21 protein-coding genes are annotated in these 22,325 nt (G+C 37.9%); 10 read left to right on the top strand and 11 right to left on the bottom strand.

The features are described from left to right. Positions 1–64: 64 nt before the first annotated feature. Positions 65–1,453: a PP2C family protein-serine/threonine phosphatase gene (locus RIV7116_RS07455; RefSeq protein ID WP_015117676.1), complete on the top strand. Its 1,389-nt coding sequence runs from the start codon at positions 65–67 to the stop codon at positions 1,451–1,453. A 68-nt stretch (positions 1,454–1,521) separates the two neighbouring features. Here RIV7116_RS07455 and RIV7116_RS07450 read toward each other — a convergent pair whose 3' ends face one another. Both RIV7116_RS07450 and RIV7116_RS07445 read right to left on the bottom strand, forming a co-directional pair. After that, complete coding sequence (locus tag RIV7116_RS07450) at positions 1,522–2,514, bottom strand: DUF2278 family protein (RefSeq protein ID WP_015117675.1); 993 nt, start codon at positions 2,512–2,514, stop codon at positions 1,522–1,524. Positions 2,515–2,673: 159 nt separating this feature from the next. After that, the gene (locus RIV7116_RS07445) at positions 2,674–3,291 is read right to left on the bottom strand and encodes a hypothetical protein (RefSeq protein ID WP_015117674.1); all 618 of its coding nucleotides are present in this window, start codon (positions 3,289–3,291) and stop codon (positions 2,674–2,676) included. 70 nt (positions 3,292–3,361) lie between these two features. Here RIV7116_RS07445 and psbP point away from each other — a divergent pair, with 70 nt between their 5' ends. The 5 genes from psbP to era all read left to right on the top strand — a co-directional run bounded on the left by psbP (position 3,362) and on the right by era (position 8,736). Next, on the top strand, positions 3,362–3,910 hold the full coding sequence (psbP, locus tag RIV7116_RS07440) for a photosystem II reaction center PsbP (protein ID WP_015117673.1): 549 nt from the start codon (positions 3,362–3,364) through the stop codon (positions 3,908–3,910). Positions 3,911–4,031: 121 nt separating this feature from the next. Beyond that, a complete protein-coding gene (locus RIV7116_RS07435) occupies positions 4,032–4,622 on the top strand; it encodes a nucleoside triphosphate pyrophosphatase (RefSeq protein ID WP_015117672.1) in 591 nt (196 codons plus the stop codon). Between the two features lie 120 nt (positions 4,623–4,742). After that, a complete protein-coding gene (locus RIV7116_RS07430; RefSeq protein ID WP_015117671.1) occupies positions 4,743–5,936 on the top strand; it encodes an RNA-guided endonuclease TnpB family protein in 1,194 nt (397 codons plus the stop codon). A 310-nt stretch (positions 5,937–6,246) separates the two neighbouring features. Continuing rightward, positions 6,247–7,401, top strand: coding sequence for a succinylglutamate desuccinylase/aspartoacylase family protein (locus RIV7116_RS07425; RefSeq protein WP_015117670.1), 1,155 nt, complete (start codon positions 6,247–6,249; stop codon positions 7,399–7,401). A 378-nt stretch (positions 7,402–7,779) separates the two neighbouring features. Continuing rightward, positions 7,780–8,736 (top strand): GTPase Era, encoded by a 957-nt coding sequence (gene era, locus RIV7116_RS07420; RefSeq protein WP_015117669.1) that lies wholly within the window; start codon positions 7,780–7,782, stop codon positions 8,734–8,736. 69 nt (positions 8,737–8,805) lie between these two features. On the opposite strand, the gene RIV7116_RS07415 is transcribed toward era, so the two are convergent. Together RIV7116_RS07415 and RIV7116_RS07410 are read right to left on the bottom strand one after the other, a co-directional pair. Beyond that, a complete protein-coding gene (locus RIV7116_RS07415; RefSeq protein ID WP_015117668.1) occupies positions 8,806–10,482 on the bottom strand; it encodes a sodium:solute symporter family protein in 1,677 nt (558 codons plus the stop codon). Between the two features lie 9 nt (positions 10,483–10,491). Then, positions 10,492–10,746, bottom strand: a complete 255-nt coding sequence (locus tag RIV7116_RS07410; RefSeq protein ID WP_015117667.1) for a DUF4212 domain-containing protein — start codon at positions 10,744–10,746, stop codon at positions 10,492–10,494. Positions 10,747–11,617: 871 nt separating this feature from the next. Between RIV7116_RS07410 and RIV7116_RS36865 the strand changes: the two genes are divergently transcribed. Then, entirely contained in the window at positions 11,618–11,797 is a 180-nt protein-coding gene (locus RIV7116_RS36865) for a hypothetical protein (RefSeq protein WP_015117666.1), read from the top strand. Positions 11,798–11,882: 85 nt separating this feature from the next. Here RIV7116_RS36865 and rlmN read toward each other — a convergent pair whose 3' ends face one another. The 6 genes from rlmN to lgt all read right to left on the bottom strand — a co-directional run bounded on the left by rlmN (position 11,883) and on the right by lgt (position 17,751). After that, the gene (gene rlmN, locus RIV7116_RS07400) at positions 11,883–13,004 is read right to left on the bottom strand and encodes a 23S rRNA (adenine(2503)-C(2))-methyltransferase RlmN (RefSeq protein ID WP_015117665.1); all 1,122 of its coding nucleotides are present in this window, start codon (positions 13,002–13,004) and stop codon (positions 11,883–11,885) included. Positions 13,005–13,241: 237 nt separating this feature from the next. Then, positions 13,242–13,805 (bottom strand): hypothetical protein, encoded by a 564-nt coding sequence (locus RIV7116_RS07395; protein WP_015117664.1) that lies wholly within the window; start codon positions 13,803–13,805, stop codon positions 13,242–13,244. Positions 13,806–14,327: 522 nt separating this feature from the next. Next, the gene (locus RIV7116_RS07390) at positions 14,328–14,681 is read right to left on the bottom strand and encodes a phenylpyruvate tautomerase MIF-related protein (RefSeq protein ID WP_015117663.1); all 354 of its coding nucleotides are present in this window, start codon (positions 14,679–14,681) and stop codon (positions 14,328–14,330) included. 95 nt (positions 14,682–14,776) lie between these two features. Continuing rightward, the gene (locus RIV7116_RS07385; RefSeq protein WP_015117662.1) at positions 14,777–15,256 is read right to left on the bottom strand and encodes a flavin reductase family protein; all 480 of its coding nucleotides are present in this window, start codon (positions 15,254–15,256) and stop codon (positions 14,777–14,779) included. Between the two features lie 415 nt (positions 15,257–15,671). Next, positions 15,672–16,475, bottom strand: a complete 804-nt coding sequence (cobM, locus tag RIV7116_RS07380; RefSeq protein ID WP_015117661.1) for a precorrin-4 C(11)-methyltransferase — start codon at positions 16,473–16,475, stop codon at positions 15,672–15,674. A gap of 361 nt (positions 16,476–16,836) precedes the next feature. Next, a complete protein-coding gene (lgt, locus tag RIV7116_RS07375; protein WP_015117660.1) occupies positions 16,837–17,751 on the bottom strand; it encodes a prolipoprotein diacylglyceryl transferase in 915 nt (304 codons plus the stop codon). A 471-nt stretch (positions 17,752–18,222) separates the two neighbouring features. Between lgt and RIV7116_RS07370 the strand changes: the two genes are divergently transcribed. Continuing rightward, the gene (locus tag RIV7116_RS07370) at positions 18,223–18,846 is read left to right on the top strand and encodes a hypothetical protein (protein ID WP_015117659.1); all 624 of its coding nucleotides are present in this window, start codon (positions 18,223–18,225) and stop codon (positions 18,844–18,846) included. A 135-nt stretch (positions 18,847–18,981) separates the two neighbouring features. Further along, complete coding sequence (locus RIV7116_RS07365) at positions 18,982–20,718, top strand: asparagine synthetase B (protein ID WP_015117658.1); 1,737 nt, start codon at positions 18,982–18,984, stop codon at positions 20,716–20,718. Between the two features lie 141 nt (positions 20,719–20,859). On the opposite strand, the gene RIV7116_RS33700 is transcribed toward RIV7116_RS07365, so the two are convergent. Continuing rightward, a complete protein-coding gene (locus RIV7116_RS33700; protein WP_015117657.1) occupies positions 20,860–21,798 on the bottom strand; it encodes a pentapeptide repeat-containing protein in 939 nt (312 codons plus the stop codon). A gap of 196 nt (positions 21,799–21,994) precedes the next feature. On the opposite strand from RIV7116_RS33700, the gene RIV7116_RS07355 reads away from it, so the two are divergent. Then, a complete protein-coding gene (locus RIV7116_RS07355) occupies positions 21,995–22,318 on the top strand; it encodes a hypothetical protein (protein ID WP_015117656.1) in 324 nt (107 codons plus the stop codon). Positions 22,319–22,325 lie beyond the last annotated feature (7 nt).

Genomic DNA, 22,325 nt, shown 5'->3' with positions numbered 1-22,325 from the left:
GAACTTTGATTTATCAATCATCTGAATTTAGTCAATTCAAAAGAGCAATATAATAAAATCGCCTGTGTCTCAACTGCCTTCCCAACCAGCTGATAGTAATAGCAGTGCCCCAACAGATGTCACTCCGGTGGTGGCACTCAAAGAACTTGTGGCGCGGCTGCACCGGGAGCAGAATAAAATCCAAGATTTACTTTCTTCTTTAGGATTTGCTCTGCGAAGTTTCAATAATTTAAACCAATTTTTGGAACTAATACCGTTGATGGCAACTAGGGTAACTGATGCCGACGGTAGTGCTTTGTTTCTCTATAAACCGAACGGTCAAGTTCGATTAGAACAGCTACATTGGCAAGATAGCCGCCAACGGAAAAACATACGTAAGGCTTTAGAAGCAGCTAGCAGTCAAATTTCTTTGCCAACTAATGCTACACCTTTAGCAACCACCACCGGAATGTTAGATGCTCATATGCATCGTTGTTTGGGGCCAGATATGCAGGCTTTTGGTACTGCAATTTTGGTTAAACATATGGAACGTGGATGGCTTTATGTTTTAAGCCGAGATCCCGAATATACTTGGACAGAAACTCGACAAAAGTTAGTACGTTTGGTTGCCGATCAAACCGCAGTGGCAATTGAAAATGATGAGTTAGGGGTAGAGTTACGTAAGAAAGAACGACTTGACCAAGAATTAGAAATTGGTGCAGAAATTCAACGGCGACTTTTGCCCCGTCAATGTCCAAATATTCCAGGTGTTGCTTTAGCTGCTAGATGTAAACCAGCAAACCATGTAGGCGGAGACTATTATGATTTTATCCCTACAAATCATAACCTAACGATTAAAGGTAAAGACTCGGATAATCCTGATGCCAACCGTTGGGCTATGGTTATCGGAGATGTGATGGGTAAAGGCGTACCTGCCGGTTTAATTATGACGATGATGCGGGGAATGTTAAGGGGTGAGGTATTGCACCTAAATTCTCCAGCCCAAATTTTGCAAAACTTGAATCGAGTCATGTATGCTGATTTGGATAATTCAAGTCGTTTTATTACCTTGTTTTACTCGGAATATGACCCCCACAAACGGCTTTTATCTTACAGTAATGCCGCACATAATCCTCCTTTGTGGTGGCACGCCGCAACAAAAACTGTTAGTCGATTAGACACTAATGGAATGCTTATAGGTTTAGAAGCTAATAGTCAGTACGAAAATGGTCAGATCTATTTAGAGTCCGGTGACACAATTATTTATTACACTGATGGGTTAACTGATGCTGCTTCCCCTTCAGGCGAGCGTTTTGATGAAGAAAATCTAATTGTTGCTTTCAATAATGCTTGCAGGTATTACAAAGATCCACAAGAAATACTTGATTGTCTATTTAACGAAATTAAGCAATTCATCGGTACAGATAGGCAAAATAATGATGATATGACATTAGTGGTTTTGCAAGCGCGATGAATTGCGACTTAGTTATTAGTTATTAGTTGTTAGTTATTAGTTATTAGTAGTAAGCAACTAACAGCTAATTAAAATACTACAGTTTTACCTTGGCTTTGTACGTCTTTCTTTGTATAAGAAACGCCATCAATTTTGACGCCTTGTTTATCAAGCAGGGTGATTGTACCGCCTTCATTTTCTAATAAAATACTGTTGTGAACTAAAGGTACTTGCAATACTTCACCTGGATTAATAGCACCATCTAAATGATGCTTACGTTTATCGTAATCGGTAAGTGACCATCCATTTAAATTAACCGTTACGGTTGAAGTATTAATCAAAGTTACCGTTTCCGTATTATCTTTACTACTTGTAGGATTAACTAAAGCAGCCAAAATACGGATGTCGGCAGTACTCGCGGCGAGTAAAGAATCTACTCTATCGCCATTTTTATCGTTAGTGTGAAAAGATTGCGATTGGAAGGTTAAAAAGATGCCAACCCACTGTTCGCGGTTGGGAAAGTGAATTAACAGTCCTCCATCTTGCCAAACTCCGTTATCTTTTTGGAATTGACCTACACTACCTTGATTCATGTGGATGTCATGAATACCGTTACCGGGAAGAAAATCAAAATATTTGTCCTTGGTGTCTTCTTCTGGACCCCATTTTTCACCAAAGGCGTAGATAACCGCATCTTCGCTAGTTTGCGATCGCCCAACATACAATTCAATTAATTCATTTAAATCGTTGTCGGGGCCGGGAACATCGTGAGGTAATGGTTTCATCTGAGTTGTATCGAACAAATTACCTCGAACGTAGTCCAAAGCTAGTCCACCGGGCTTTCTATCTAAATGATTGAATCCGTAATCTAATTTACGCAATTCTTCAGTAATCGGATGTTCAAAATTATCGTCTACAAAATACAGTAATTCCGAAGGACTAAGCTTTGATTTTACGTTAATAGCAATGCGATGTTTTTCTTCATTTGTGTTGATAAGTAGCTGATAATGAGGATTCTTACCTTCCCCTAATTTTCTATCAGTTACTTTACCTTTAAGAACACCGTAATTTTTTAAAGGCATAGTAGATGTCTCCTAATGACCTGATGTTAGGTTCAACGACCACATTTAAAGTTAGAATAATGGTCGCTTAAATGCGGAAATGTCAGTTATAGCACCTATTTTTTTATACAACCAGCTTGGGAAAATGTTTTCCAGTTGGCAGAATGTAATTTGTTTTCCTCAAACAACCAATTCCAATAAGCTTGGATAACTAAAAGAATTCTCAGTTTGTAAAAGAAAACTTTCATAATCGCTGAATACCAAATCACCCGTAGCTAGAAGATTATCTTTTAAATTGAAATCTTCCCCAAAAGCTTCCAATGCAATACTCCACCATTTTGTTCCATTGATTTCTATACTAGTAAGTTCCAAACTACAGCCATTGTCTATATCTATATCAGTCGAAACAGCTTTCGGTGATTTTGAGACGACTGTGTAAAGTTGCGAATAGCGGACTTTTTCAACTTTTATCCACACCGGATTATCAGTAATTTGTGGAAGAGAAAAGCTTTCTCCTGTTGAATCCCAACATCGCCACTTTTTCCATTTTTCAACATTTCCTTTTACTGAAGAACCAGACTGCATAATTTCTTTTTCTGGATAACGCCATTTAACTTCCAATCCTCCTTGACGTAACTTAATTCCTAAATAATTACATTTAGGAATGTAAAGATACACATCTTCTCTTTTTTCTGGTAATTTTGTGGGTGATACAAGACGGTTGTGCTTGAACCAAGATTCAATATTTTCGGGAATATCACCCGAGTTAAACCAGCGAACTTCGTAACTTGTCAGCATACGTGGGACAATAAAACGATAAATTACCCTTACCGGGAGTATAGTTTCCAGCCTAAAGGAACCAGAACCAATGTGGAAAAGAATTTCAATTACTTTATTTTTAGTGCTTAGTTTTTGCCTTACGAATATTGGTACAGCAGCAGCAGCAGCACTTAACAGTTATTCAGACTCAACCGATGGCTATCAATTCTTATATCCTGCTGGCTGGGTGGAAATACAAATAAGCAAGGGTCCTGATGTTGTTTTTCACGATATCATTGAAACAACTGAAAATGTTTCTGTAGTAATAAGTCCGGTTCCATCAGGTAAAAGTTTAACGGAACTAGGTACACCTACAGAAGTGGGGTATAAGCTGGGAAAAAACGCTCTTGCTCCCGAAGGTTCTAATCGTAAAGCAGAATTGGTTAACGCCGAACAAACAGAAGGCGAAGATGGTAAAACTTATTATTTACTAGAGTATTTAGTCAAATTTCCTAATAACCGAGAGCGTCATAACCTTGCTAGTATGGCTGTGAGTCGCGGTAAGTTGTTCACTTTTAATGCTTCAGTACCCCAAAGACGTTGGAATCGTATGAGGCGATTGATTCAAGATTCTGTAGGCTCTTTCCGGGTTGATTAACCAGTTATCAGCGAACAGTGAACAGTGAACAGCGAACAGTGAACTGTTGACTGTTAACAGTCAAAATGCTAACTCCTAACTCCTGACTCCTAACTTTCTTCCTCCGTCTATAGCGAAAAATATGGGTACTCCAACTTTTGTCCTCGCTTCCGCTTCAATTGCGCGTCGTCGTTTGCTGCAAAATGCTGGAATTCAACCTTTTGTTTGTCCCAGCGATTTTGATGAGTCGCAGATTCAACTTAAAAATCCAGCGGAATTAGTTGAAACTCTGGCTTTACGAAAGGCTGAAGCTGTCGCACCGCATTTTCAGTCGGCTTTAGTAATGGGTTGCGATTCTGTTTTGGCTATCAATGGCGAAATTCACGGTAAACCTAGTTCGCAGGAGGAAGCACGCCAGCGCTGGCTAATGATGCGAGGTAATTATGGCGAACTTTTTACCGGGCACGTTTTTGTAGATAATGTTCAAAATCGTAATTTAGTCAAACATCAAGTAACTAAAGTTTATTTTGCTTCCGTAAGCAATGAGGAAATTGATGCTTATGTTTCTACCGAAGAACCTCTTAAATGTGCTGGTGCTTTTGCACTGGAAGGTAAAGGTTCGGTTTTTGTCGAAAAAATTGAAGGTTGCCACAGTAATGTGATTGGTTTAAGTATGCCGTTGCTGCGGATAATGTTAATGGATATGGGGTACTCTATTGCTGATTTTTGGTGATAAGTATATTCGTAGCTATAACTTGTTGACCGAAAAATTTGGGTCTCAAGCCCCGTCCTTCTAGGACGGCTTTATTTTTTTTTGGCGCTATAATATTACGTATAGTTGTTCCACGTCAAAATGATCGTCTTAGAATTTAAGGTCAAAGGGAATAAAACTCAATATGCTGCCATTGATGAGGCGATTCGCACCGGTCAGTTTGTTCGCAACAAGTGCATCCGTTACTGGATGGACAATAAAGGTATAGGACAAAAAGACTTGTATCGTCATAATACCTGGCTCAGATCTGAGTATCCCTTTGTTAAAGCCTTAAATTCTCATGCCACTCAAGCTTCAGTTGAAAGAGCTTACAACTCAATTTCTCGATTTTACAATCAATGCAAAAAACAAGTCCCTGGTAAAAAAGGATATCCTAAGTTTAAGAAGTTTTCTAGGTCAGTTGAGTATAAAACATCTGGCTGGAAACTATCCCCCGATACTAAATCAATAAATTTTTTAGATCAAAAAGGTATTGGGAAACTAAAACTAAAAGGAACCTGGGAGTTATGGCGTTACGATCGTGAGCTGATCAAACGAGTTAGATTAGTGCGCCGAGCGGATGGTTATTATGTTCAGTTTTGTATCAAACTTGATATTAGCGAACCTTTAGAGCCTTCGCACACCAACGTTGGTTTAGACGTTGGACTTAAGGAGTTTTATACCGACTCCAAAGGAGGTGTAGAAACAAATCCAAGGTTTTATCGTAAGGGTGAGAAACGGCTTAAGTTTTATCAACGTCGGGTTTCTCGCAAAAAGAAAGGCTCCGAGGGCCGAAACAAAGCCAGAAATAAACTAGGCAGAGTACACCTCAAAATAAGTAGGCAACGTGAAGAACATGCCAAGAGACTGGCACGTTGCGTAATCCAATCTAACGATGTGGTCGCTTACGAAGATTTGAGGATAAAAAATCTAGTCAAGAATCATTGTCTCGCAAAGTCTATCAATGATGCTGGTTGGTATCAATTCAGGAAATGGTTGGAGCATTTCGGTCAAAAGTTTGGCAGGCAAACAGTAGCTGTTAATCCTGCTTATACCAGTCAAAACTGCTCAGACTGTGGTGAAGTTGTCAAGAAATCCTTATCAACTAGAACTCATGTCTGTGAGTGTGGCTGTGAACTAGACCGAGATCATAATGCTGCGATCAATATTCTAAAAAGAGCTTTAAGTACGGTGGGGCACACCGGAACTTGGATTAATCATCCGAGCGCTTACGGAGAATCGGCCTCTACTCTTCCTGATTCCGGTCTGGTTGAGCAAGTCGGCTCGTTGAAGTAAGAATCCCCGTTCTTCTAGGACGGGGAGTGTCAAGAGGGCATAATTTTAGCTCGTTAATTATTACCGGAAAGCGATAAGTTTAAATTACGAACGGTTAAATCCAGTATCAAAGATTAGAAGCATGTGGTGAAAATAATTTTGCCTTCTTGCGAATTCGATTGCATATAGCCAATAAGACTTTCTATTTGCTTAAATCTTTACAGTACAAGTATTTTAGAGAATCAAATAGCTGCAATTATTCTCAGGGACTATACGTAAGTCCTCAAAAAAGATAATTTGGAAGTTTAGGATTTACAATTCTTTTCAATTAATGCTCCCTATTATTTCTACAATTCCTTTGCGTCAGATGGCTTCTGGTGATATTTTATCGCTACAGGTTTACAAGTTTATTGGCGCTACTCCTGGTAAAAAAGTTTATATTCAGTCAAATCTTCATGGAGCAGAAATTGTAGGGAATGCTGTTATTCACCAATTGATTGAGTTTTTGTGGATGTTAGATAATACCGATTTAATTGGTGAAATCTGGCTGCTTCCGGTTTGTAATCCGATGGGAACTAATCAACGCTCTCATCACTTTTCTTCTGGTAGATATTGCGTTTATGAGGCTAAAGATTGGAACCGTATTTTTTGGGATTATGAGAAGGATATATCTCAAAGTAATCAAAGTGGTGAGAATCAATTATTAACATTTGCTAAATCTCAGATTAATTTAGATATAGAAGAGATTAGAATAAATTTTTTAGACGCAATTAAACAACAATTTGTCAAGCTTTCAGATAAAGTTAATTCCGATAGCGGGGTAGCTTATACTGAAAAATTTCGCTACAAATTACAATCTCTAAGCTTAGATGCAGACTACTTGATTGATATTCATAGCTCAACTAATCAAGGTTTAAACTATCTATATTATTTTCGCGATCGCGAAGAAAGCGCGAAATTTTTTCTTCTCGATTTTGGCATTTTATTAGATGAATATGACGGAGATGCTTTTGACGAAGCTTTTATTAAACCTTGGTTAGCGTTAGAAGAGTGTTTTTTGCAGTTGGGTAGAACAATTAAATTTGATGTGGAAGCTTGGACGCTTGAACTCGGTAGAGGAATGGAAATGATTCCCGATTCAGTGGCAAAAGGGGTTAGAGGAATCAAAAATTATTTAAAACAAAAGGGCGTTTTATCAAATGATTTTCAACTGGATGATATTCCACAGCGCAATCATGACATGATGTTTAAAACTAAAAGTAAAGTAACAAAATATTATGCAACCGTTGGTGGAATGATTAATTCAAGAATTGCTCTTGGTAGGGAGGTAAGAGCTGGAGAACAAATTTATCAAATTCTTATTTTTAATAAACAAGGTAAATTGCCTACGACAGTAGATATTTTTGCCGATAGAGATGGGTTTGTGTACGATGTTTCTGCCAATCAATCGGTAAATGAAGGTGAGTTTGTATTAGGAATTATGTGAACTACCGACACTCCCCTACGGGTGAGTGTTAGCTTCGAGTTTCACGGAAGATTGCCGCATCTTGGATTTACATCCTCTCTCTCCACTGGCGATTTCTTCCTCCCCCGTTGCAGTGCGGCTGAATTGGCAATTTTGGGTACTTGGCGAAATTTGATTTCACTCCGTTTAGTGTTATTCGTGCGTGAATAAAGATAAAATATCTATCAATTGAACGTTATATTATAAGCAAAAGGATTAATTAAGTTTACTAGCAATGAATTCAGGCTCTATTACTAATTGAGCGGCTGCGATTAACAGCATTTATATTTAGTAATCTTGCAAAATAGAACTTATATTTCATGACTGAGCTAATAATAAAATAACTGATAATTGTTTTAAGTGAATAGTATTCAAGATAACAACTTTTCTCTTGCGGGAGAAGTTTTAATTCCCCAGGCTCCTCCCGGATTTAAGTCGGGTTTTATCGGTATTATCGGTCGTCCGAATGTCGGTAAATCTACTTTAATGAATCAATTAGTTGGTCAAAAAATTGCGATTACATCACCAGTAGCTCAAACTACGCGGAATCGACTGCGGGGTATTTTAACTACAGAAGAAGCACAACTAATTTTTGTAGATACACCAGGAATTCATAAACCCCATCATCAGTTGGGGGAAGTTTTGGTAAGGAATGCCAAAATAGCTATCGAATCTGTTGATGTTTTATTATTTGTAGTTGATGGTAGTACTGCTTGCGGTGGTGGAGACAAGTATATTGCTTCGTTACTCGAACGTACTACTACGCCGGTAATTTTGGGTATTAATAAAATTGATAGTCAACCTGAAGATTCTCAGTTGATAGACGAAAGTTACTTGGAATTAGCTGGCGTTGGGGAATGGCAAACAGCAAAATTTTCTGCGAAAACAGGTGATAGGCTTCTCGAAGTACAAAAATTATTAATACAACATTTAGAACCAGGACCATATTATTATCCTCCCGATTTAGTCACCGACCAACCCGAACGCTTTATTATGGGTGAATTAATTCGAGAACAGATTTTGTTGCTGACTCGCGAAGAAGTACCCCACTCGGTAGCTGTCAGCATCGACTTAGTTGAAGAAACACCGAAATTAACTCGCGTGCTGGCAACAATTAACGTTGAACGCGATTCCCAAAAAGGCATTTTGATTGGGAAAGGTGGAGGAATGCTTAAATCTATTGGCAGCGCTGCCAGGGAACAAATTCAAAAGTTAATTGCAGGCAAGGTTTACTTGGAATTATTCGTCAGAGTACAAGCAAAATGGCGACATTCACGCATAAGATTGGCGGAATTGGGATATAGAGTTGAAGAGTAATGGGCATTGGGTATAGGACAAATGCCCAATGCCCAATGCCCAATGCCCAATTACCTATTACCCATATTCCTAATGCACCGCTGTAGCTGTATCTTCTTCTACAATTGGACTACGCAAGTCTTCTACTAAGGCTTGAATTTCCGCTGGTGGTGGTGGTGTTAAACGGGAAACTATTAAAGTTACGATTAAGTTAATTACCATACCTAATGTACCGATTCCTTCGGCGGAAACACCGAAGAACCATGTAGGCATTCCGGCAAATTTTACGCCGACGATATAGGCAGTGGTAAAAATTAAGCCCGTTAACATTCCGGCGATCGCACCTTCTTTATTGGTACGTTTATCAAATATTCCTAAGAATATCGCAGGGAAAAAACTAGCTGCTGCTAAACCAAAAGCAAATGCTACTACTTGCGCTACAAACCCTGGCGGGTTGACTCCAAAATATCCGGCGACTACCAAGGCGAAACCTACCATAATTCTGCCGACGAATACCCGCCTACTTTCCGATGCATGGGGATTAATCATTCGGAAATAAACGTCGTGAGCAATGGAACTTGAAATTACCAGCAGTAAACCAGATGCTGTAGATAAGGCTGCTGCTAATCCTCCTGCTGCTACTAAAGCAATTACCCAAGGTGCAAGTTTGGCTACTTCTGGGGTGGAAAGTACGATGATATCTCTATCAATTGTGATTTCGTTACTTTCTTTGTCTGGAGTTAACTGTAATTTTCCATCACCGTTTTTATCTTCAAAAGCTAATAATCCGGTACTTTCCCATTTTTTCGCCCAATCTAACTGCTGCACTTCTGTAACAGTTTTGTCGTGCAGTGAATCAATTAAGTTATAGCGAGCAAACATCGAAAGGGCTGGAGCAGTGGTATAAAGTATGGCTATTAATAATAATGCCCAACCAGCAGAGTAACGAGCGGCGCGGACGTTGGGAACCGTGTAAAATCTAACGATTACGTGGGGTAAACCTGCGGTTCCAACCATCAAAGCAATGGTAATAAACAGTACGTCCAACATTGTTTTGTTGGCAAACGGCTTGGTATATTCCTCAAAACCCAAGTCAAGTTGAACGGCGTTTAATTTATCGGCAATATCGCTAAAGGTAAATGCAAATTGCGGAATCGGATTACCTGTAAGATAAACGGCGATTGCAATTGCTGGAATCAAATAAGCAATAATTAAAACGCAGTACTGTGCCACTTGCGTCCAGGTAATGCCCTTCATTCCTCCCAATACGGCGAAAAAACCCACAATCACCATACCGATGATTACACCAGTATTGATATCGACTTGCAAAAATCGGCTGAAAACAATACCAACACCCCGCATTTGTCCCGCTACATAAGTCAGAGAAACAAAGATAGCGCATATTACAGCAACCAGTCGAGCGAACTGCGAATAATAGCGATCGCCTACAAAGTCGGGAACCGTGTATTTACCAAATTTTCGTAGGTATGGAGCTAGTAGTAAGGCTAGAAGTACGTAACCTCCAGTCCAACCCATCAGGTAAATTGAGCCATCGTAACCCAAGAAAGAAATTAACCCAGCCATCGAAATAAACGAAGCTGCCGACATCCAGTCTGCGGCTGTAGCTGCACCATTAGCCAAAGCGGGTACACCTTGCCCAGCGACAAAAAAGCCCTTACTATCTTTAACCCGAGACTGCCAACCAATGTAAACGTAAATTAAAAACGAAGCGCCAACAAATAAAATTGTCCAAATTTCTACTGACACAGCTATACCCTACCTTTTAATATTATGTTCGCGGTCTAATTTATCCATTTGCACGGCGTAAATAAAAATCAACACCACAAATACTAGGATTGAACCTTGCTGTGCCATCCAAAAGCCGAAGGGTACCCCAAAAAAACGGATTGCATTTAAGGGTTCGACTAGCAAAATACTAAATACTAAGGATACCGTTGCCCAAACTATTAAAAGATTGCGAATTAAAGCGACATTTTTCCGCCAATAAGCGCGGTAGTTTTCGTTATTCATTTTTTATCGTTATAAATGCATGAGAAATAATAACAGCAAACTGAGCTTTGAATGTAAGTATGCGGTGATACCAACAATATTTTTAATCATTATTAAAGGTTACATAAAGGGTTTCACATCTGTTTCCTATCTGTAACGATTTGTAAAAGGCTTTAAAAGACTTTAATTCCTATGAAAGCTGCGATAGCTCTACAATTACCAAAAATCAACAATATTTGTTTGAGGAGAGAAATTTTGGCAATTCAAGATAAAGGGTGAATAGCTATTGTTGGGCATTTTCTACAGCGAATATCAACATGTATAAAAAAGATGGGTAACTGAAAGCTGTCAAATCAACTATCAATTACCCTATTTCATTAGCCATTACCTAATCTTAGATTAGCAAATAAAATAAATAATTTAAGCGAGATTTTTTGGAATATTTGATTGAATTTTAGCGTTTTCCCCTCTACTTCTTCATATTCTCCATAAATCTATATAGTCATGGCTTCATATATTTTTATCTGAACTATCAAACTGGTATCGGCAAAACTTGCTTAAAAAATAATAATGTTTTTACATATCGAAAATTAAATTAGGTTATCCTGGAATGACTATAAACAAGGCGGTCTCAAAGCTGAGCAATGAAAATTGCCGCGTAGAAAGAGACAAATTGCATTTAGTTGATAGTTTTTATATCCAAAGTTGGATGAAAAATTTTCTCAAAAAGTAGAGAATAAGAAAATATATGAATAAGTTTGTTTTGAACAATAGTCAAAAATATATCCGAATCTATTTATATCAAAATTTACGAGTTTAACATATTGAACATAAGTGACGATTGCATATAACTGTTTCAAAAAAAAGACTAAAAAGAGGCTTAAAAATCGGAATGCGAATAATACAAAAAGTTTGCTGTCCCAATTGTGGTAGCAAATGTGAAAGACATAATATTTGTGAAAGTCAAATATGTCGCACAAGCTGTGCAAATTGCGATTATTTAATGATTAACTGTACCCGTACCGGAAAAGTTATTGAAGCTTACGCTCCCGGTATTTATGCAAAAAAGTGAGAATTGGTAATTGGTAATTGGTAGTTGGTAGTTAGTAGTTGAGAATAATTTCTTTACCTATTACCCATTACCCATTACCCATTACCTATTTTTTACTGGCTCGCAACTGTCCGCAAGCAGCATCTGTTTCTAAGCCACGGGAGTAACGGACGCTGTGTGCGGTATGGTGTTTTTCTAAAGCATATACAAAAGCTTGAATTCGTTCGCTATTTGGGCGTTTGTAATCTACTTCTTGGATAGGATTATAGGGAATTAAATTTACATGACATTGAAATCCGCGTAACTGTCTCGATAGTTGATGTGCGTGTTCTGGAAGGTCATTTACACCTGCAAGTAATATGTATTCAAAAGATACGCGCCGTCCCGTCATCTCTACGTAATCGCGACATTCAGCAAATAATTCTTCAATTGGGAATTTACGAGCGCTGGGAATAATTTCCTCTCGTAACTCTTGATTTGGTGCGTGAAGACTAACAGCGAGGGTTACTTGTAAACGATATTTTGCTAAGTGACGAATACGTCCGGGAATACCTACTGTAGAAAGAGTTAAGTTACGCTGTCCGATTCCCACATCTTTATTAAGACATTGAATTGCGCCTAAAGTATTATCCACATTTAACAACGGCTCGCCCATACCCATCAACACAATATGACTAACTCGTTGTCCAAAATCTTCCTGTACGGTTAAAACTTGGTCTACAATTTCGCTACGAGTCAGATTTCGCTGGTAACCTCCTTTACCAGTAGCACAAAAATCGCAAGCCATCGGACAACCAACTTGAGTAGAAACGCAAACTGTTAAACGTTCTAAAGCGTCTGGATTATCTGCTTGTCGATTCCTACTTTTTCCCCATCTTTTGAAAGTTGGCATACCGACAGTTTCTATAATTTCGCCATCTGCCAGTTCTAAAAGATACTTTACTGTACCGTCGGGTGCTGTAGAACTATGTCGTAATTGAGAACGTCCGATGGGAATTTCGGCTACAGATTCCCGCCATTGTTTAGAAAATACTGTGATATCAGTTAAAGAACGAACACCTCTTTGATATATCCACTGATGTAACTGTTTTCCTCTGTAAGCTGGTTGTTCCTGTGCTTGTACCCAAGCAGTTAATTCTTCTAGAGATGCTCCCAATAAAGGAGGGATAGAGATTTTTGGATATTCAGGTGTGGGTGGTTTGGAAGAAGCTACAGTTTTGACAGACATAGTGGAATTAGGATTTTTGAGAAGGCTAAGTCCCTATGGTAGATTATTTGGGGTTTTAATTGTCGGCAGAGTGTGGATTTATCAAATAAATTTAAGAATAAAGGATTTACACAGTGATTATAAATTTTCTCTGGGAAGAAGTTGATAGATAATGTTTTAGTATAAATATTAAAATAGCCGAAGAATTAAATTCTTCGGCTAACAGCGAAAGTTGTTTAAAGACAAGTAATTAATTTCTTAGGGGATTAGTAAAAAGGGTAATACTTTATTAACTATTGTGCCAATTATTCTATTTCTAGCTTTGTGATTAAGTTGTTTAATTTCATATTCATGTTGCTTTTCTTGTAAAAGATATTGCTTTTCTTGCAAAACCGCAATTTTTTCCAAATGACTTTTTGTTAAAGTATATAAAAACCATATCATAAAAATTATACTTAACCACACACAAGAATATAATATTATAATTATTTTGTAATCACTAAAGGAACCAAGGAAAAGATTTACTGTTTTAATTAAAGTTTTAGTCAAATCTCCGAACCAATACAAAGCTATAAAAAATTTTGTTCCTAGCCAACTCAATATATTAGAGAAAATACCAATTAAATTTTTACCGATATCTTCCAACCAACAAAACGATGTAAAAGCTTTGGTTCCAAACCAACTTAATAAATTGGGTAAAATACTGACAACAGCTTTACTAAAATCTCCTAACCAATGTAAAACAGCAAAAAATATATTTTCTAGCCAAGTGAAAATATTAACAAGCGCAACCATTAGGCTTGATACAGTCAAAAAATCCATTGTTTTCTGAAATATTAAATATGGGGTTTTAATCAAACGTATTTCTAAGGGTTAAAAGTATTTAAAGTTACTTACTATACCCATATAGATATTATATTTTACTAAAATAAAAATGGCTATACCTGTATAAACTCGTCGCTGCTTATTAAAAACATGAAGCGATAATTTAACATTATTTGAGACGTAGCAGAAGGTAGGTTGGGTTGAACGCAATACAGTTCAGATAAGCAATATTTTCTCCCCCTGCTCCCTCTGCTCCCTCTGCTCACCCTGCTTGTCTCAACTGATAAATTTCTTAACTGAACCGTATTGGGGTTGAACGGGGTGTAAGCGGAGCTTTCTCGTTAGCGAAGCGTCTCCCTCCGGGAGATAGAGTAACCCAACACCCGCGTTGGGTTAAGCGAAGCGCAACCCAACCTACTAATTTACTAATCTGAGTGCTGTTTATTCAAAGTATAAAATGATGATTCAACGTTATTGGAGACGTAGCACTGCTACGTCTCTACATTAAGATGAAAAAAATTAACCAAACGTACTACCGTTCCAACCCCACATGGCACCTTTGGCATCGGCAAATTCGATATAAATCCGATTTGTCGGAACACCAAGGGCTTGATTGATTTCCGAGCAAAAGTCCTGACTCATGGACTTTGTTTGTTCGGGTTTCATAGTACCGATACTTTTGACTTCTATGTAACAAACCGGGTCAGTACTACCACCAAAAGTCATGGGGACTTCTGCTTCAAAAGCCGTCATTACATAGGATTCTGGTTTTCCAGTATGCTTAGCTAATTTAGACGACAAAGTTTTCAGCATTCCCTCAACTTCAGCTTTTTGGGGGGTAGATATAGAACTTTGAACTTTAATGAAAGGCATGATTATCAGTGAACAGTTAACAGTGAACAGTGAACAGTAACTAGTTATTAATTATTCTTAATTCCTAATTCCTAACTCTTAACTCCTAACTCCATCTATCCGCCGTAATTCCAACCTGTTGTTTCGAGGTTGAGTTGCTTTCCTTCGCGATGAACTTTTGCAGCAATGACTTCGCCAACGTAAACGGTATGATCGCCTTTATCAACTTTTCCAACTACTTGACATTCTACGCATCCCAAGGAATCGGTGATGACTGGACATCCGGTTTCACCAAGGTAAAACTCTACATCTTCAAATTTATTACCAACGCGGCGCATTGGTTTAAAAAATTTTTCTGCTAAGTCTTTTTGCCCATCTTCTAGGAAACTGATAGCAAATACCCCACTCTTTTCAATCATCTGATGGGATATGGAATCTCCTTTGACACAATTTACAACCAAAGGTGGCTTAAACGAAGCCTGCATTAACCAGCTTGCTGTAAAACCATTAACTTCTTCACCATCCTTAACTCCACAGATATATAACCCGTGCGGAATCTTCCGCAACATAGTTTTCTTAGCCTGTTCGTCTAGCATGAGTTTATTTACCTAATTTCTTCTTCACTGTTCAGTTTATCGAAGAGTGGGGATTGGGAATAGGGAATTGGGAATAGGGAATTGGGCATGGGGCATTGGGCATTGGTAATTGGGCATGGGGCATTGGGCATTGGGCATTGGTAATTGGTAATTGGTAATTGGTAATTGGTAATTGGCTTTGGATTTATAAAACAGCTAGGGAGCAAGATGCTGCGACTACCAATAGTTTTATAACTCCTTATTCCTAATACCATTTCTTTATAAAGATGCGCCTAATTTAGCCCGCGTAGGCGGGCTTAGTTTCAGTAGCCCCAGCCTTCCAGGCTGTTAGCGGAGCGTGTCCGTAAGGAAATTGGCGATCAAGCTCTTAACTATTTACAATGCCCCATGCCCCATGCCCCATTCCCCTTCTCAATCATTTCGGACGAAACAAATGCGAATGCTCTGGGTGATACAATCTTGACCTTGCTGTTGCTTCACCAAGGGCGGGGCTGATGATGTAGAGTGTGGTGCGAATCAGTTTTTCTTTGTGGGTGGATTCTGCAATTTCGTTTAGAGGAACTACAATAATTTTTTCGTCGTGCCAGCCGACGCGAAAGCAGATTGCGACGGGGGTTTCGGGTGGATAATGTTCTAAAAGCTTGGCTTGGGAATCTTCTATATGACGAGCGCTCAAATATAGGCAGAGACTTGCTTGATGTGCTGCTAGTGAGGATAATTCTTCTTTTGGCGGTACTTGCGTGCGTCCGCTGATACGGGTGAGTATAATGGTTTGCACTAAACCCGGTACCGTCAGTTCTACATTTAATTTCGCTGCGGCAGCTTGAAAAGCACTAATACCGGGGATAACTTCAAAAGGTGTTTCGGCTTGTGCTAGTTGCTGCATTTGTTCGTGGATGGCGCTGTAAAGACTTGGATCTCCCGAATGCAAACGCACAACTGATTTATTATTTCTGACAATATCCACCATCATCGGCACAATTTCTTCCAGCGTTTTGGAAGCCGTGCGAATAATTTGGGCATCTTCGCGACAAAATTCTAATATCTCTTGAGGGACTAAAGAGTCTGCAAATAAAACTACATCGGTCTGTTCTAGTAGTTTTTTGGCTTTAATGGTTAATAGATCGGGGTCTCCGGGACCTGCTCCGACAATGTAAACTGCTGGTTTTAGTTTAAGAGTAGATTTTTCTTCACACAAAGTACTAGTATTTTCACGCATAGAATAAATTGGAAATGCTTCCTCTTACAAAGTTTTTCGGGAAATATCTCGGTATCTTTCCGGATTTGACCCCTATATATAGAAATATTGATTGGTAGATGCACCCTGGTTAAGCCCTGGAGATAACTCTGGGGCATTTTTTATTTCAGATATTTTGGTAATTGGTAATTGGGCATTGGGCATTGGGCATTGGTAATTGGAAATTGAAAAAATTAATAGTGAAGAGTTGAATTCGGAATTAACACTTTAGAGTCAAGAACCCAAGAATAAGGAGTGGCGAATAGCGAGTAGAGATTTAATTGTTCTTCCCCTGCTCTGCTTGTCTTTCCTGCCCCATGCTCCATGCCCTATGCCCTATGCCCTACCTCCTCATTTCTCGAACCCTTTCTTCTTCACTTTGGGTAGAAACTACATCCGGTAGGGGACGTTTTCTCAAGTAAAGCCACCATAAACCAGCGAATCCGATGGCTATTTGTACTAAACTGACTACTTGAGCAATTCTTAAAGGACCGAGCATCAAGCTATCTAAACGCAATCCTTCAATCCAAAAACGTCCTAAACTGTAACCCACTAGATAAACCAAGAATATCGTACCGGTTCTTAAGGGCAGCTTACCTTGCAAGCCACGAAAGAATAATATCATCAGCAAGCTGAATACCATGACATTCCACAATGATTCGTAAAGGAATGTGGGATGGAAAAAGCTTTCATTAATGAATTCTGGGGGACGGGGGTAAACTTTTGAGCCATCAATTAGGGTAATTTCACGAGGAATATAAAGCTTCCAAGGTAAGTTCGTAGGTTTTCCAAAGGCTTCTGAGTTGAAGAAGTTTCCCCAGCGCCCTATTGCCTGTCCTAAAATCAGCGAAGGAGCCACTAAATCGGCTAGCTGCCAAAATGAAACTTTTTTTAGTTTGGCAAAGATTAATGCGGCTAGCAGACCGCCGATAATGGCTCCATGAATAGCAATACCACCCTTCCAGATGGCGATAATGTCCCCAGGACGTTGAGAATATTCTTGCCATTGAAATAAAACGTAATATATTCTCGCAGCTGGAATTGCGCCAATTACCAGCCAAATCGATAAATCGCTTAATAAATCGGGATTGACATTTCGGCGCTTTGCTAAATACTGAGAAAGCGTTACACCAATCAATACTGCTGAGGCTATTAATAAGCCATACCAGCGGATAGTTAATGGCCCTAATTTTACTAAAATTGGACCGGGAGAAGTAAACATAAACGCCAAGGGCAAATAGGAAATATCCAGTGCCATGGGAAATACCTACAATAATGCTGCATTCATACTGTGACATACTCCCATACTTCTGCAAGGAGTTTAGAAGATGGAAAGATGCGAAGAGAATTAGTTAATAATTATTGGTTCAAAACTGTTAACTGGTAACTGCTAGCTGCTTACTGAGGACTGGCAATTGTTAATTGTTACCTATTTACTATTTAGTATGAATTACAGTCTGATATTATGAGAGTTTAAAATATCGGTGGTATAAAAAGATAATAATATTTTGCGATCGCAATCAAATTATTTCATCAGGCTAATAGCAAAATACTGTATAGCAGCAGCCAAATTTATTAGAACAGTTTTACTTAATATTGTTTTTCGTCTTTAGTGCATTAACCGATACGTCCGTTGCTATACATAACTAAAAATCTTGTTCTAATGAATTTTGCTGATAATTAGGGCGCACTGTAGAAGTTAAATTACGTAACGCAATGTCTGAATGTTATGCAGAAACGTTTGACAACAAAACAAGTTTCACAAATTGTCGCTGAAGTTGAACGTTTGTCTCAACGACGACAGTCTGAAGTAGAAGTAGAAGAGTTACAGCAGATTTTGCAGGAGTTGAATTTACCTGATGATTTGCTCGATGAAGCTGTAATGCAGGTTTATCGCAAGCAAGCTTTAGATAAGGAGAAGAAACGTAATGGTTTAATAATTGGAGGCGTGCTAACTGTATTAGTTAGTGCGATCGCAGCTACTTTCTTCGTGCAACAACAGAACAACTCAGCACTTGAAAATATTGAGTTTTCTCAGAGCCGAATTGGTTTCAGGCGCAATGATTCGGCTAACTTAAAAGAAGTAGAGCGTCAAAATACTCCGGAATTATTTTACAATGTGACTTTGCAAAATGCTCCTGTTGGCAAACAGGTAGAATTAGGCTGTAATTGGCTAAAACCTAACCGCGAAATTGCTCATAAAAATAGTTGGAAAACAAAAGCTATCGCTACAGAAGTTTGGAATACTCATTGCCGCTATAAATTAAAAGAAGGTGATGCTGCTGGTAACTGGATTGTCCAAATGACTTTGAATGATGAAGCCAAGATTAGCAATCAGTTTTTTGTTAAATGATATTGATATTGGGCATGGGGGATTGGACATTGGGCATTAATAAGATATATTTTTAGCTTGCAATAGATAATTTATTCTCTTTTATTTATTGATGGCTAATTAGTTAATTAACAATTTACAGATTACCAGTGAAAGTTGAAAGAAATTGTCGGTTATTGGGGTAGCGGTAATATTTCTGAATTAAAAACTATTTTGACTCGGATTTTTAGTCAAGCGTCTGTTGAGAAAGAGTTACAGCAAGTCAATTATCAAAAACATGATTGCTTTGGTGCTTTAGCCCAATGGAGTTTTACAAATAATTATTCTATCAGTAATGAGGGAATTTTTAAGACTAAAGAATTTTGTCAAGTTTCGCTTTCTGCTGCGGGAATTTCAGAGTTAGCAGATGCAGTAATTAAGTTTGAAAATCAGCGTTTAGTTTTAAGTCGAGATTGCTTTGGAAGAATCCCTTTATATTGGTTTCAAAAAGAGCAAGTAATTTGGTTTGCAACGCGAATACAGTTGTTATTACCTGTTTTAGATTCTCCACAAGTTAGTATTCCAGGTTTTTACGGCTATAACTGTTTTTCTTACGTACCGACTCCTTTAAGCCCCATAGAAAATATTTTTACGGTACCCGCAGGATGTGAAATTGTTTGGGAAATTAATCAAAATCATCAAATTCAAAATCATCAAATTCAAAATTGTTATCGGTGGCAAGAAACTGAAGATTTAATCAAAGATGAAAAAACGGCAATATTGCAGCTGCAAGATTTACTAAAAAATTCTATTTACCGTCAATTAAGTAATTTACCTCAAGAAGTTGGAGTATTTCTTTCTGGAGGGCTAGATTCTTCTGTTGTTGCAGCTTTGTTAGTGCAAGCTGGAGTAAAAGTTAAAGCTTACGCTTTGGATTTTGGCGAATATGGAATATCTGAATTACCTTTTGCTGAAGTTGTGGCTAAACATTTAGAAATTCCTTTGGTAAAAGTTGACGCAACACCGAAGCGAATTAAATCAGCAATGAAAGCTACCGTCAAAGCTTTAGATTTACCTTTTGGTGATGGGGTAACGATACCGATATACTTACTTTGTGAAGCGGCATCAAAAGAAACATCAGTAATTTTTAATGGTGAAGGGGGAGATCAATTATTTGCTGGATGGACTAATAAACCTTTAATTGCCGCCGGTATTTATAATTCTGAGGATTTCAATCTTCAATACCTGCGGACTTTTCATAGACTTTACGGTTATGAAGGGCAATGTTTTCAATCCGAATTAATTAGTCAAATAAAAAACATTAATCCAGAAACTTGGATTGCTGAAGCATTAAACCCAGAATTTATCAACAATATTTTAGCTAGATTGCGAAGAGCTAGTTTGATGCTCAAAGGCGCGCAAAATATTCATCCTAGAGCTACAAATTTGGGAAAAGCATTTAATTTAAGAGTGCGATCGCCTTTTTGCGATTTACCATTAGCTGAGTGGAGTTTTGCGCTTTCTGGAGAACTTTGTTTGCAGGGTAATACTGAAAAATATATTCTTAAAAAAGCCGTTGAATCTTGGCTACCGTCAGAAATTGTTTGGCGAGAAAAACGCGGTATGGGAGTACCTTTAAATAGTTGGTGTTTGGGTGAGTTATGGGGTGAAGTTAGTAAAAGATTGAATCAAGGTATTTTGAAATTTGAAGGGTTTTATCAAGAAGATATTATTTTAAAAGTTTTAGAGGGTGAAATCGGCGGGCAAATTCGTCAGCGTCGTATCGGTGAAGTTTTGTGGCTGCTGTTGATGTGGGAGATGTGGCGAGTTGAAGTTTTAGGTGAGAAAGTTGAAGGGAAAGTTTTTGATTATCAATTGTTATGGTTGAGGGTTTTGCAGAAGTTTAAGAAGTGATGGTATTGGGCATTGGGCATTGGGCATCGGGCATTGGGTTAAAAAATAATATTCTTGTAGGGTGTGTTACGGCGTGAAATGTTTTAAGAAATAACCAATATGTAGTTGAAGCCGTAACGCAGCATCCGAAATCAATAAATTCTAAAAGATTGCTCCTCGTAGAATTAAATCTTGCTTGATTGATTCAGAAATTCCGATGTTATTTCTAAATCTAGCTTTTTCTACATTGGCTAAACTAAGATTAATATCAGTTAAATTATTACTATAAATATAGGCATAACTAAGGTTAGCGCCATTTAAATTTGCTTTGCTTAAATTGCAAAATCCCAAGCTAGCATTACTGAGATTGCTATCACAAAAATCGGTAGCACTTAAGTCACAACTATAAAAATTCGTATTTATTAAATCGCTACCTTTGAAGCTAGCAAGGTTTAATTGTGCATAACTAAAATCAGCATTAAATCCTCTGGAGAAACTGATATCGGCATTTCTTAGAGTTGTATTTAGAAAGTTAACGCTATCAAGGTAGGCATTTCTTAGTTCGATACTGTCACAGTTTGCATTTGTAAAATCAGCATTATCTAAACTTGTATCGCTGAGGATAGCATTTCTTAAGTCAGCATTACATAACTGAGCATAATCAAGGTTTGCGCGTTGGAAGTTTGTATTGCTAAGGTTGGCAAAGCTAAAGTCGCAACTACTAACATCGGCATATGTAAAATTTATACCCCTAAAATCGGTCTTTCTGAAGTCATTTGAACTCAGATTTCGCGACATACCTCCTTTGCTTAAAATTGCTTGGATTCGACAAGATTTCTGATAATAATATTTTTCGTAGTATTGAATATTATCTTCATTAAATTCAAATTCTCCACTCACAAAAGAAATCTTATCAACGGCAACACTAAATATCTCAGATAATGCACCAGATTTAATAAGTTCTTCAATTTTCTCAAAACTTTCTGGAGAATCGTCAAATTTTATTGTTATCCTTTCTTCTCCATCCGCAATTGTAAATTGTTCATCTCGTGAAATTTCCCGCAGATGCTCCTCAATCAAAATATAGGTAATATTAGCCACAATTGTTTTAAAATTATGAATTAAATAAAAATTATTTTTTTAGCTAAAAAAACTGATAATTACATTTTGACATATTTTTTATTATAAATGCTCGGCAATCAGTAACAAGGCTATCTTGCTTTTCTTGTTAACTTAAAATTAACTTGAATAACAAAATGTTCTTTGCTGTAAATTTAAGTTATTTATATTACTAACAATGAAAGATAAACGATATCAAGTATCGATGGAAGCCATAAAAAAGAAGCTTGAAGAAGAGCCAGATATTGTAGAAGATTGTAGAAGCAATCCCGACGAAGAAATAATTAAACTTATTAATGATGTTGGAAAGCCATTAGAAAATGATGTTTGGATTTACCGAATAGTTGTTTCAGCACTTTCTTTTACTTTAGTTTTTTGTGTTGTTGGAGCAATTTGGCTGCGAGTAAACGACAAAAAGACTCCTGAGTTGCTTACCGGTTTGGGTACTGGTGCATTAGGTGCTTTAGCGGGATTATTAGCGCCATCACCATCTCGAAACTAAAAATCAC

This window comes from Rivularia sp. PCC 7116 (assembly GCF_000316665.1).
GTDB lineage: Bacteria > Cyanobacteriota > Cyanobacteriia > Cyanobacteriales > Nostocaceae > Rivularia.
The sequence above is the reverse complement of the archived record's forward strand: the minus strand, read 5'-3'. Positions and strand labels throughout refer to the sequence as shown.